Source organism: Streptomyces sp. NBC_01465 (genome assembly GCF_036227325.1).
Taxonomy (GTDB): Bacteria; Actinomycetota; Actinomycetes; order Streptomycetales; family Streptomycetaceae; genus Streptomyces.
Window position 1 is genome coordinate 3,147,050 of the sequence record NZ_CP109467.1, and the last position, 12,388, is coordinate 3,159,437.

The 12,388-nt window shown below is 70.5% G+C and carries 12 protein-coding genes; 5 read left to right on the forward strand and 7 right to left on the reverse strand.

The window, feature by feature from the left end:
• The first annotated feature begins 11 nt into the window (after positions 1 to 11).
• Positions 12 to 953 (forward strand): class I SAM-dependent methyltransferase, encoded by a 942-nt coding sequence (locus OG707_RS14660; RefSeq protein WP_329127802.1) that lies wholly within the window; start codon positions 12 to 14, stop codon positions 951 to 953.
• Positions 954 to 978: 25 nt separating this feature from the next.
• Here the strand turns inward: OG707_RS14660 and OG707_RS14665 are convergent, their stop codons facing one another.
• Entirely contained in the window at positions 979 to 1,626 is a 648-nt protein-coding gene (locus OG707_RS14665) for a TetR/AcrR family transcriptional regulator C-terminal domain-containing protein (RefSeq protein ID WP_329118232.1), read from the reverse strand.
• A 38-nt stretch (positions 1,627 to 1,664) separates the two neighbouring features.
• Here OG707_RS14665 and OG707_RS14670 point away from each other — a divergent pair, with 38 nt between their 5' ends.
• Positions 1,665 to 3,071, forward strand: a complete 1,407-nt coding sequence (locus tag OG707_RS14670; protein WP_329118234.1) for an FAD-dependent monooxygenase — start codon at positions 1,665 to 1,667, stop codon at positions 3,069 to 3,071.
• Here OG707_RS14670 and leuE read toward each other — a convergent pair.
• From leuE to OG707_RS14685, 3 genes are all read right to left on the reverse strand, one after another.
• Positions 3,058 to 3,711 carry a leucine efflux protein LeuE gene (gene leuE, locus OG707_RS14675; protein ID WP_329118236.1) on the reverse strand — a complete coding sequence of 218 codons (654 nt, stop codon included), beginning with the start codon at positions 3,709 to 3,711 and terminating at the stop codon, positions 3,058 to 3,060. The genes OG707_RS14670 and leuE overlap by 14 nt on opposite strands.
• 67 nt (positions 3,712 to 3,778) lie before the next feature.
• On the reverse strand, positions 3,779 to 4,072 hold the full coding sequence (locus OG707_RS14680; protein WP_329118238.1) for a DUF6355 family natural product biosynthesis protein: 294 nt from the start codon (positions 4,070 to 4,072) through the stop codon (positions 3,779 to 3,781).
• An 89-nt stretch (positions 4,073 to 4,161) separates the two neighbouring features.
• A complete protein-coding gene (locus OG707_RS14685; protein WP_329118240.1) occupies positions 4,162 to 5,742 on the reverse strand; it encodes an acyl-CoA mutase large subunit family protein in 1,581 nt (526 codons plus the stop codon).
• 223 nt (positions 5,743 to 5,965) lie between these two features.
• Between OG707_RS14685 and OG707_RS14690 the strand changes: the two genes are divergently transcribed.
• Entirely contained in the window at positions 5,966 to 6,823 is an 858-nt protein-coding gene (locus tag OG707_RS14690; RefSeq protein WP_329118241.1) for a L,D-transpeptidase family protein, read from the forward strand.
• Between the two features lie 226 nt (positions 6,824 to 7,049).
• Here OG707_RS14690 and OG707_RS14695 read toward each other — a convergent pair whose 3' ends face one another.
• Positions 7,050 to 8,024 (reverse strand): hypothetical protein, encoded by a 975-nt coding sequence (locus OG707_RS14695; protein WP_329118242.1) that lies wholly within the window; start codon positions 8,022 to 8,024, stop codon positions 7,050 to 7,052.
• A complete protein-coding gene (locus OG707_RS14700) occupies positions 8,024 to 8,686 on the reverse strand; it encodes an RNA polymerase sigma factor (RefSeq protein ID WP_329118245.1) in 663 nt (220 codons plus the stop codon). The genes OG707_RS14695 and OG707_RS14700 overlap by 1 nt, the downstream gene beginning before the upstream one ends.
• Before the next feature lie 262 nt (positions 8,687 to 8,948).
• On the opposite strand from OG707_RS14700, the gene OG707_RS14705 reads away from it, so the two are divergent.
• Positions 8,949 to 9,515 (forward strand): Uma2 family endonuclease, encoded by a 567-nt coding sequence (locus OG707_RS14705; RefSeq protein ID WP_329118246.1) that lies wholly within the window; start codon positions 8,949 to 8,951, stop codon positions 9,513 to 9,515.
• Between the two features lie 4 nt (positions 9,516 to 9,519).
• On the opposite strand, the gene OG707_RS14710 is transcribed toward OG707_RS14705, so the two are convergent.
• Complete coding sequence (locus OG707_RS14710) at positions 9,520 to 10,821, reverse strand: UDP-glucose dehydrogenase family protein (protein ID WP_329118248.1); 1,302 nt, start codon at positions 10,819 to 10,821, stop codon at positions 9,520 to 9,522.
• Between the two features lie 165 nt (positions 10,822 to 10,986).
• Here OG707_RS14710 and OG707_RS14715 point away from each other — a divergent pair, with 165 nt between their 5' ends.
• Positions 10,987 to 12,387: a sporulation protein gene (locus tag OG707_RS14715; protein ID WP_329118250.1), complete on the forward strand. Its 1,401-nt coding sequence runs from the start codon at positions 10,987 to 10,989 to the stop codon at positions 12,385 to 12,387.
• Position 12,388: the final 1 nt, after the last annotated feature.

Sequence of the window (12,388 nt, forward strand, 5' to 3'; positions counted from 1 at the left end):
CTATGACCGTCATGCCCGACGCATCCCCGGAAACTGTCGAGCAGCTCCCGACTCCGTCCGAACTCTCCGAGGTCAAAGGCTGGTTCTTCCCGGTCGACCAGGTCCTCTTCGACTGGTTCCTGACCCGGCAGACCGACCGCGACGAGCCCGGGGACCTGCTCGAAGTCGGCGCCTACATGGGCAAGAGCGCCATTTTCACCGGGAGTTACCGCCGCGAGGGCGAGACGTTCACCGTCTGCGACCTCTTCGACTCTCCAGGCGAGGACGACGCCAACGCGGCGGAGATGCAGCGGTCCTACTCCACCCTGACGCAGCGCACCTTCGAGGCCAACTACCTTTCTTTCCACGACGAGTTGCCCGTCGTGCTGCAGGGCCTGTCCTCCATGGTGCCCGACCATGTGAAGGCCGGCAGCTGCCGCTTCGTGCACGTCGACGCCTCGCACCTCTACGAGCACGTCCACGGCGACATACAGGACGCGCGCGAACTCCTCCTCCCTCACGGCATCGTGGCGCTGGACGACTTCCGCGCCGAGCACTGCCCCGGTGTCGCCGCCGCCACCTGGGAGGCCGTGACCTCCGGCGGACTGCACGCGATCTGCATCACCGGCACGAAGTTCTACGGCACTTGGGGCGACCCCACCGCGGTCCGCGAGGAGCTGCTGGCCTTCCTGGCCGGGCGCGAGGACATCTGGCACGAGGTGCAGTCGGTGGCGGGCGCCCCGCTGATCCGCACGAGCGGCAAGAAGGCCGTCGCCCCGGCCCAGCCCCGCTCCCGCCACACCAAGAAGACCCCGGCCGTCCCGGCCCAGCCCTCGGCCGCCGCTCCCGTACGGCCCGCCGCGCAGGCGCCCAAGGCCGCCCCGGCTCCGCGCCGCCGCTCCCCGCTGCGCCGCCTCGCCGTGAACGTCCTGCCGCCCTTCATCACCAAGGCGGCCCGCCGCCTCATGAAGTAGCCGGCCCTCATGAAGTAGCCGGTCCTCACGCGCTGCCGGGCGTCGTCGCGGCCTCGATCCCCGCGACGATCACCCGCAGCCCCTCCTCGAAGCGCCGGTCGAAGTCCGCGAAGATCTCCGCGCCCGCCGCCGCCGTCAACGGATACTCCGCGAGGCGGCGGGCCCGCTCCCCGATGTCGTACCCCTCACGCTGTTCGTCCGGCATCGGGCGTACGCCCTGCTCCTCCGTGACGTAGCCGATCGTGAACGCGTACGACGTCATCCCCGCCAGCACCGCCCGGCGCAGGTCGAAGCCTGCCGCCGTCATCATCCGCAGGTGCTGTTCCATCGAGGCCGCGTGGTCCGTGCCCGTGAAGCGGGCGCCGCTGTAGACCTTCGCGCCGTCGCGGTAGCCGAGCAGGGTCGTGCGCAGCGCCGTGTTGTACGCGACCAGGCCGTCCTGCCAGCGCGTGTACGGGCTCATGTCGAACTCCGCCACCAGCCGTCGGTAGATGAGCGTCGCCATCTCGTCCAGCAGCTCCTGCTTGTCCTTGAAGTGCCAGTACAGAGCAGGGGCCTTGACGTCCAGTTCCTTGGCGATGGCGCGGAGGGAGAGGCCGTCGAGGCCCACCTCGTTCAGGAGCCTCAGGGCCGTTTCGGCTACGGCGGCGCGGTCGATCTTCTGCGTTCCCACCTTGACAACTTAACAGCGTTAAGCGCATCCTCCCAACCATGGAACTTAACAGCGTTAAGGAAACTGAGGTCCTCGTCGTCGGCGCCGGTCCCACCGGGCTCGCGCTCGCCGTCGACCTGGCCCGCCGCGGCGTCCGCGCCCTCGTCGTCGAGAAGGCCGAAGGGCTCTTCCCCGGGTCCCGCGGCAAGGGCATCCAGCCCCGCACGCTCGAAGTCCTCGACGACCTCGGCGTGGTGGACGAAATCCTCGCGTCGGGCGGGCCCGCGCCGCGGCAGATGTTTTGGTCGGGCGGGCAGCGGCAGGGCGAGAAGGACATGTTCGGGACCGTCGCGACGACGGAGGCCGAGCCCTACGCCGGGCGGCCCGTGATCATCCCCCAGTGGCGGACCCAGGAGATCCTGCTCGCCCGGCTGCGGGAGCTGGGCGGCGACGTCGTCTTCGGCACGGCGCTCAACTCCTTCACCCAGGACGGCTCCGCCGTCACCGCCACCCTCACCGACGGCACCACCGTCCGCGCCGCCTACCTGGTCGCCGCCGACGGAGGCCGCTCCACCGTCCGCAGCGCACTCTCCATCCCCATGACCGGCGAGACCGTCGACCCGTCCTCAATGCTCGTCGCCGACGTCCGCATCCCCGCCCTCGACCGCGACAACTGGCACGTCTTCGTCGCCGAGGCCGGCTTCCTCGCCATCTGCCCGCTCCCCCACGTCGACGACTTCCAGCTGGTCGCCCAGTTCCCCGACGGCGAGCGGCCCGAGCTCTCACTCGACGCAGTGCGCCGTGTCGTCGCCGAGCGGTCCCATCTGGCCGCCGACGACGTGACCGAGCTCCTCTGGTCCTCCGACTTCCGCCCCCGTACGGGACTCGCCGACCGCTTCCGCGAAGGCCGGATCTTCCTCGCAGGCGACGCCGCGCACGTCCACTCCCCGGCCGGCGGGCAGGGCCTCAACACCAGCATCCAGGACGCCTACAACCTGGGCTGGAAGCTCGCCCGCGTACTGAAGGGCACCGCCCCCGCCGCCCTCCTCGACACGTACGAGGCCGAACGCCGCCCCAACGCCGCCGAGATGCTCGGCCTCTCGACCCGGGTCCACCGGGGCGAGCAGCAGCGCGGTGCGGCCACCCAGCAGCTGGGCATCGGATACCGCGACAGCACCCTCTCGACCGGGAGCGCGGGCGCACTGCAGGCGGGCGACCGGGCCCCCGACGGACCCCTCGCCGAGGGGCGCATCTTCGACGCCCTGCGCGGCCCCCACTTCACCCTGCTCGCCGTCGCCACCGACGCCGAACTCCCACCCCTGGACCCGGAGTCGGTCCACATCCACCGCACCCCCGGGCCCTACGACCCGTACGGCAAGGGCCTCTTCCTCATCCGCCCCGACGGCTACGTCGGCTGGGCGGGCGAAGACGCGACCGGCCTCGCCGACTACCTCACGCGCTGCTGAGCGACAGCTTCAGCGCGAACCCCAGGAACAGCGCCCCCGCCACCGTCGTCGCCCCCGCCGACAGCCGCTTGCGGCGGCGGAAGGCGGCAGCCAGGTGCGTGCCGCTGAATATGAGCAGCGTCAGATAGAGGAAGCTCGCCACCTGCGCGAAGGCTCCGAGCACCACGAAGGAGAGCGCGGGGTAGGCGTAGTGCGGGTCGACGAACTGCACGAAGAAGGAGATGAAGAAGAGGATCGCCTTCGGGTTGAAGAGGCTGATCACCAGGGCACGGCGGTACGGCCGCTCGATGGCCGCCTCCGGCTCCTCGCCCGCCGCCTCGGCCGCCCGCTCCTTGCGCGACTTCCACATCGACCAGGCGGCCCGCATCATCCCGACCGCCAGCCAGGTCAGATACCCGGCGCCCGCGTACTTCACGATCCCGAAGAGCAGCGCGTTGGCCTGGAGGAGGGATGCCACCCCGGCCGCGGACAGCGTCATCAGGACGGTGTCCCCGCAGAAGACTCCGGCTGCCGCCTTGTATCCCGTACGGACACCACTGCGGGCCGCGACGGAGAGCACGTACAGCGAGTTGGGGCCGGGCAGCAGCACGATCAGCACAAGGCCGGCGAGATAGGTCGGAAGGTCGATGACGCCAAACATGAGCCGAGTGTCGCACGCAGGTACGACACTCGGCTCCGGGTTCCACCCCGTGGGCAGTAAGGCCAGGTCAGCAGGTACGCCCGGCGTACCAGGCGTTACGGACCTTGCTCCGCGGCCCGAGCCAGCTCGTGCCCGGCGTGACGCACGTGTCGTAGTCCGGCGCGAGCACCGCGTCCACCTTGATCACGACGTTCGAACCGTCGCCCGTGCAGTGGTTGTAGAACGAGTCCTTGGACGTGGCGAAGTACCCACAGGGCTTGCCGTCCGCCACGGCGGACGGGGCCGCGGACGCCGCCGCGGTCAGCCCAAGGACGAGGGTGGCGGCTCCGAAGAGAGCGGACAGTGAGCGACGGGTGCGCATGGGGGCAACTCCTTGTCGGGAATGTGCTGTTCACGCACCATTCTGCGCACACGCAGAGTATTCAAACGGCTACCGCCCGCCCATGTTCCTCAGAAAGCGTCCGTCGGGACGTACGTCCCCCAGATCTCCCGCAGCGCGTTGCACACCTCGCCCACGGTCGCCCGCGCCCGCAGCGCGTCCTTCATCGGATAGAGCACGTTCTCCGTGCCCTCCGCCGCCTTCCGCAGCGCGGACAGCGCAGCGTCCACCGCCGACTGGTCGCGGTCCGCGCGGAGTTTCGCCAGCCGGTCCGCCTGCTGGGCCTCGATCGCGGGGTCGACGCGCAGCGGTTCGTACGGCTCCTCCGCGTCGAGCTGGAAGCGGTTGACGCCGACCACGACCCGCTCGCCCGCGTCCGTCTCCTGCGCGATGCGGTACGCGCTGCGCTCGATCTCCGACTTCTGGAAGCCGCGCTCGATCGCGTTGACCGCGCCGCCCATGTCCTCGACCCGCTCCATCAGCGCGACCGCGGCCGCCTCCACCTCGTCGGTCATCTTCTCGACGACGTACGAACCCGCGAAGGGGTCGACGGTCGCCGTCACATCGGTCTCGTACGCGAGGACCTGCTGCGTCCGCAGCGCCAGGCGGGCCGACTTGTCCGTCGGCAGTGCGATGGCCTCGTCGAAGGAGTTCGTGTGGAGCGACTGCGTGCCGCCGAGGACCGCAGCCAGGCCCTGCACCGCGACGCGCACCAGGTTCACCTCGGGCTGCTGGGCGGTGAGCTGGACGCCCGCGGTCTGCGTGTGGAAGCGCAGCATCAGCGACTTGGGGTTCTTCGCGCCGAACTCCTCGCGCATCACGCGCGCCCAAATCCTGCGCGCCGCACGGAACTTGGCGACCTCCTCCAGGATCGTCGTACGCGAGACGAAGAAGAAGGAGAGCCGCGGCGCGAAGTCGTCGACGTCCATGCCGGCCGCGACCGCCGTCCGCACGTACTCGATGCCGTCGGCGAGCGTGAAGGCGATCTCCTGCGCGGGCGAGGCCCCCGCCTCGGCCATGTGGTACCCGGAGATCGAGATGGTGTTCCACTTGGGGATCTCGGCCTTGCAGTACTTGAAGATGTCCGCGATCAGCCGCAGCGAGGGCTTGGGCGGGAAGATGTACGTGCCGCGCGCGATGTACTCCTTCAGCACGTCGTTCTGGATCGTGCCGGTGAGCTTGTCGGCCGGGACGCCCTGCTCCTCGCCGACCAGTTGGTACATCAGCAGCAGGAGAGCGGCGGGCGCGTTGATCGTCATCGACGTCGAGACCTTGTCGAGCGGGATCCCGCCGAAGAGGACGCGCATGTCGTCGACCGAGTCGATGGCGACGCCGACCTTGCCGACCTCGCCGCTCGCGATCGCCGCGTCGCTGTCGTGCCCCATCTGGGTCGGCAGGTCGAAGGCGACGGACAGACCCATGGTGCCGTTGGCGATGAGCTGCTGGTAGCGGGCGTTGGACTCGGTGGCCGTACCGAATCCGGCGTACTGGCGCATCGTCCAGGGGCGGCCGGTGTACATCGAGGGGTAGACGCCCCGGGTGAAGGGGTACGCGCCGGGCTCGCCCAGCTTCTCCGCCGGGTCCCAGCCGTCCAGGGCCTCCGGTCCGTACACCGGCTCGATCGGCAGTCCCGACTCTGTCTCGCGCGCCATCTGCTGTGCCTCTCCCACTGGAGTTACTGAACGGTAGCCCCCGGCCCTCGCGACGGACTGTAGCGGCGGGCGTGCGACGGATGGAGAGCCGCGCGCTGGGAGCTTCCTCACAGGGACTCCTTACCCGAATCGTGTCCTGGCTTTCGCAACCGCGCGCAAGGGGAATCAGTCCCTGGGGACACAAAGAACATCACGGGGCTACAGGGGACAGCAGGGGGCTCAGATGAAGAGGATCCGGATACGCAGAGGACTGGCGGCGGCAGCGGTCGTCGCCCTGGCGGCGGGCTGTACGGCACAGGCGGCGACGACGGGCACGCCGGAGGCGAAGCCCTCGGCGGTGGAGTCGGGGAGCAGCACACCGACGGCCACCCCGGGCAAGACGGCGTCCGCCACTCCGAAGGCCACACCGACACCCACTCCGACGAAGACCACCCCCACCCCCGCACCCAAGGTGGTCATGGCGGTCGGGGCCAAGGGCGCGCAGGTCCGTGAACTGCAGGCCAGGCTGCGGCAGATCGCCTGGTTCGACGGCGTCCCGACGGGGACGTACGGGACTGTGACAGCGGCCGCCGTCAAGGGCTTCCAGGGCAAGCGGGGGCTTGCCGTCACGGGGACGACGGACACCGTGACCTGGCAGAAGCTCCTCGGGATGACCCACAAGCCGACGGCGGACGAGCTGAACGGGACCGTCGCGGGCCGACCGGCGGGCAAGCTCGACGCGCGCTGTCTGCACGGCCGGGTGATCTGCATCAGCAAGACCAGCCGCACCCTGTCCTGGGTGAACGACGGCAAGGTGCTCTCGACGATGGACGTGCGCTTCGGCTCGCAGTACACGCCGACCCGCGAGGGCACGTTCAGCGTGGACTTCAAGAGCCGCGACCACGTCTCGACGATCTACCACACGGCCATGCCGTTCGCGATGTTCTTCAGCGGAGGCCAGGCGGTCCACTACTCGGCGGACTTCGCGGCCCGCGGCTACAACGGCGCCTCGCACGGCTGCGTGAACGTCAGGGACCGGGCCAAGATCAGCGCCCTGTTCGACCAAGTACGCGTAGGCGACAAGGTGGTCGTCTATTGGTGAGGGACTCAGCAACCATCAATTGAGCAACCCCAACGGCGAGCAATTTGGTCCGCGAGAGCGGCGCCGGTTTAGGCGCAAAATACAGCGCGGGTGGGTTATCGGGGGAACGTAACCCACCCGCGCCTGTTGCGCGGAGCCGTAGGTACGGGGGGAACCCCGGCTCACGCGCGGCCGATGACCAGTCGGCTCACTCAGTACTGCGTCACGGAGCCGAAAAGTGTCACACCTACTGGTCGGTCAGTCCCGACGGGCTCGGCGAAGGGGCCGCGGAGGCGGAAGAAGCACTGGTCACAGGGGTGGGAGACGGCTCCGGTACGAAGGAGACGGGCGGCGCTTGAGGGGTTATCCCGCGCCCTTCGCCGTCCCCGTCGCCGCTGCCGGTCCCGTCGCCGGTGTCGTTCTTCCCGTCGCTCTTGCCGTCCCCGCTCGCGCCCAGGATCCGGTCGCAGAACCTCGCGACCTTCCGCGCACCGTCGGCCATCGACGCGAGCCGGTGCCGGCGCACGGGGTCGAGCCGCCCGGACCGGTAGTCACGGCAGGCCGCCACCGCCGTGCGGTACCAAGCGGTGCCCTTGCCGTCGCCGTCCTTGCCGTAGACCTTGTTCCCGTCCGTGCCGCCGCTCCGCCCGGTGGCGTCGGGCGTCGGCACCCGGGTGCGGCCGGGCGCGGCCTCGTCCGTCTTCGGGGCGGCCGGGGATTTGGGGGTGTGCGTCTCCGGAGGAGCCGAGGGCGAGGGTGCCTCGTTCCCGCCCATGGGCGACTCCGAGGCGATGGGCCCCGGCGTCGCGGCGGCGGACACCGAGGAGGCGGGCATCGGGTCGTCGCCCCGGAAGGGCAGCGGCAGCGCGCCCGTACCCGCGGCGACGGCCACGCCCCCGAGCGCGCATCCGGCGACGGCGAGCGCGACCCCGAAGCGCACGGGCCTGGCCCAGCGCACAGGGCGTACTCCGGCCGCATCGCGCCCGATGCGTACGGCCCGGTCGCCGGCACTGTCCCTGAAGGCGGCCAGCGCGGCTTCCTCGCCCGGCATTCGGCCTGCGTCCCAGCTGCTCACACCGTGCTGCGCCGACACGTCGCCCAGCGCGGCGCGCAGCCGCGCGGCCTGTGCGCGGGCGTGATCGTCGACGGGCCCGACCGGTTCACCGCGGAGCATCCGTTCCGCCGCGTCCTTGTCAAGCCACTCGTACTGCTCGTCGGCCATCACATGTCCTTCTGCGTCCAAGCGCGTGAATGCGTCACACCGCCGGACGCCACCGCATCCCGGCGCGGGGTCCGCTGCGCAGGTACGGCATCGAGTTCACGGGGGTCGGGGCCCTCGGCCCCGAGCAGTTCGGCGAGCCTCTTGAGCCCCCGGTGCGCGGCGGTCCGTACGGCTCCGGGACGCTTCCCCAGCGTCTGCGCCGCGCTCTTCGCGTCGAGCCCGACGACCACCCTCAGCACGACGGCCTCGGCCTGGTCCTGCGGGAGCTGCGCTATCAACCGCATGGTCCGCCCGGTGCCCAGCGCCTCCAGCGCCTCGCTCGCGGTGTCCGACTCCCCCGGCTCGGCGGCGAGCTCGGACTCGTCGCCTCCTATGGCCGGGCGCCGGCCCCGCATCCGTATGTGGTCGAGCGCGCGATTACGGGCTATCCGCGCGGCCCATCCCCTGAACCGGTCCGCGTCCCCGCTGAACCGCTGGAGGTCGCGCGCTATCTGCAGCCAGGCCTCGGAGGTCACGTCCTCCGCATCGGCCTCGCCGACCAGCGTCCGGACGTACCCGAGCAGCCGCGGGTGCACAGCGCGGTACACAGTCCGGAAAGCGTCCTCGCCCCCGCCCTGCGCCGCGAGCACCGCGGCGGTCAGCTCCGCGTCGTCCCCCAGCACTACCTCTACCTGTCCTGCTTCACTTCCGCGCTGCCCTGCGCGCATTCGAATGGTCACGCTACGACGCCGGACCGCCCCAAGTCCATGACTTGTACAACTTGCAACAATCCGCGACAAGTCACTGACAGAGCGGGGTGTGACAGAAAACGCACTCTTGACGCTGAACGGTGTGAGACGACCGGGGCCTCTCCTGTGGGGGGTGGCGGCCCCGGTCGTCACATTTTGCCCAGCGGAGTTCCCACGGTCCCCTACGCTGGGGTATGTGACCGAGCAGACGATCTTCCAGCACTTGCAGGACTTCGCCGAGCACTTCGAACCGCCTGCGCCGTTCAGCCCTCATGTCGAGATCAGCAACGGCCAGATCGTCATGATGATGAGCCCGTCGGGCGCGCATGACCTCAACGCCGGGCGCATCACTCGGCAGCTCTCGGACCAGGTGGCCGAGGGCCTCTTCGCCTACACCGGCGATATCGAACACCCCTTGGCCCAGAAGATGCGCCGCCCGGACGTGATCGTCGTCGAAGAGGCCGCCATGAAGACCTCGGGAGCGATCGCCGCCGAAGCCGTGGCCCTGGTCGTCGAGGTCGTCTCCCCCTCCAACCCCGAGAACGACTACGTGGACAAGGTCCGCGACTACCCCGTGATGGGCATCCCCCACTACGTGATCGTCGACCCGCGCGACTCGACCTGCCTCCACCTCTGGGAGCCCAAGGCCGGGGAGTACGAGAACAAGGTCCATTACCGGTTCGGGGACAAGATCCAGGTCGGGGACTGGGTCATCGACACCGGCGCCCTGCATCCGTACGCACAGACGGCAGACGACCAGTAACAGTTCACCGTCGGCCCAGCCCCCGGACCGTCCAGCCGGCCTCCCGCCACCGCCCCGCGTCCAGCGTGCCCCGCCCGTCGACGACGCAGGCCCGCCCGACCCGCTCGCGCACCACGCGCGGGTCGATGCGCCCGTACTCCGGCCACTCGGTCAGATGCAGCAGCACATCCGCACCCTCCGCCGCCTCAACAGGGCTGTCCACACAGACCAGTTGAGGGTGAGCCTTGCGGGCCTTGTCGAGCGCCTGCGGGTCCGTCACCGTGACCGTGGCGCCCAGCTCGTGCAGCCGCCGCGCCACAGCCAGCGCGGGCGCATCCCGGATGTCGTCCGTGTCCGGCTTGAACGCCGCGCCCCACACCGTGATCCGCCGCCCTTCGAGCGACCCGCCGCACTCCTCCCGTACGAGAGAGACGACCCGCTCCCGCCGCGCCTGATTGACCGCGTCGACCTCCCCCAGCAGCGCCACCGCCCGGTCCGCGCCGAGTTCGTCCGCCCGGGCCCTGAAGCCGCGGAGGTCCTTGGGGAGGCAGCCGCCGCCGTAGCCGAGACCGGGTGCCATGCCGCGGTGGCCGATCCGGGCGTCGTGGCCCAGGACGTCGGCGAGCTGCCGGACGTCGGCGCCCGACGCCTCACAGATCTCCGCCATCGCGTTGATGAAGGAGATCTTCGTGGCGAGGAAGGCGTTGGCGGCGGACTTGGCCAGTTCGGCGGTGGCCCAGTCGGTGACGATCGTGGGCGTCCCGGCGTCGATGATCTTCGCGTAGCACTGCCGCAGGACGGTCTCTGCCCGCGAGCCCCCGGAGCCGAAGCCGAGGACGAGTCGGTCGGGGCGCAGGGAGTCCTCGACGGCGTTCGACTCCCGCAGGAACTCCGGATTCCACGCGAGCTCGACCCCCTCGCCGAGCGTCTCCGCCAGCCGCGCCGCGGTCCCGACCGGGACGGTGGACTTGACCGCGACCACGGCCTTTCCCCGTACGTGGGAGGCGAGTTGGCGGACAGCGGTGAACAGATGCGTGAGGTCGTACGCCTGCTCCCCCGCCCGCTGCGGAGTCCCTACGCCGACGAAGTGGAGGTCTCCGAAGGCGGCCGCCTCGGCGACGGAGCCGGTGAACCGCAGACGCCCCGACGCGGTGTGCCGGGCCAGCAGCTCGTCCAGACCGTGCTCGAAGAAGGGTGCTCTGCCCGAGTTGAGGACGGCGACCTTGTCCGGGTCGGCGTCGACTCCGAGCACTTCGTGGCCGAGTTCGGCCATGCACGCGGCGTGGGTCGCGCCGAGGTAACCGCAACCGATGACAGTGAGCTTCACGAGCGTCCTTCCTTCGGGTGGATCTTCATCACAGCGGCTCCGACCGCACGTCCGGGAGGGCTCGCAAGGGGGCTCACGCCTCGCGCACACGGCCCACCGGACAGCACAAGGGCCTACCCTCGGTGGCTTCGCCAACAGCCAACTGCCAACAGAGGGGAGGACACCGTGGCATCGACCGCCCGCCGTACCCGTCCGCCCAACACCCAGCTGGCCCGGCTCATCGAGCACTGCGGCGCGAGCCGCAAGTCCCTGGCCCTGCGCATCAACCAGCTCGCCCGCCAGTCGGGAACGGAGACGGGCTACTCGCACACCTCCCTCGCCAACTGGTGCCGGCGCGGCATGGTCCCGAGATGGCCGGTCCCCGAGCTGCTCGCGCAGGCCATCGGCGAGAGACTGGGACGGCCCGTCGGGCTCGCCGAGATCGGTATGGGCGAGGCCGCCGGGACCCCGGACGCCGACGCGGGGCTGGATTTCCCCAGGGATCCCGCCGACGCCGTACGCGTCGCCACCTCGTTCTGGAGCACCGTGAACCGCCGCGACTTCCTCACCACAGGCGTCTCCGGCTTCGCCGTGTCCGCGTTCGCGACACCCGTCACGCGCTGGCTGGTCACACCCGCCGACGAGACGGCCGACCATGCGGGCGGCCGCCGGGTGGGCCGCAGTGACCTCGACGAACTGCGCGCGGCCGCGGACGACGCCAGGCGCTGGGACTCCAAGTACGGCGGCGGGAGTTGGCGGGCGAACTCGGTCACCACGTGCCTGCAGGAGCGGGCGGCTCCACTCCTCCAGGGCTCGTTCTCCGACGGGGTGGGCCGCGAGCTGTACTCCGTGACGGCGGAGCTGTCGCGGCTGGCCGGGTGGACGGCGTTCGACGTCGGCCGTCACGAGGCGGCGCAGCGCCACTTCATCCAGGCGCTGCGGCTGGCGCGCGCGGGCGGGGACGTCCAGCTGGGCTGCTACGTACTGACCACGATGGCCATGCAGTCGCTCCTGCGCGGATTCGCGAGCGAGGCCGTCGACATGGCGCAGGGCGCCTACGCGCGGGCGGGGCGCGACGCGGCGCCGCGCGTCCTGGCGTTCACCAAGCTCATCGAGGCCCGCGCACACGCCCGAGAGGGCGACGCGAAGTCCTCGTCGCGCGCGCTCGCGGAGTCGGAGACGCTGCTCGGCAGAGCGGCGGAGGACAGCAGGGAGGAACCGTCCTGGATCGACTTCTTCCACCACGCCCGCCTCTCCGCGGACGCAGCCGAGATCTTCCGCGACCTGAAGAACCCGAAGGCGGCCCTGGCCTGGAACCAGCGCGCAACGGCCATGCCCACAGGGGTGTTCACGCGCTCGGTCGGCATGAGGCTGGCGATCGTGGGCACGGCGCACCTCCAGTCCGGGGACCTGGACCAGGGCCTGGCACTGGGCAACCGCTCGGTGGACATCCTGGCCCGGGTCCGGTCCAGCCGGGCGAAGGACTACGTCACGGAGTTCACGACGGCCCTGACCCCTTGGCAACGGGAGCCGCTGGTACGTGACTTCACCCGCCGGGCGAACAGGGATTTGGGCATCGCAGCCTGAA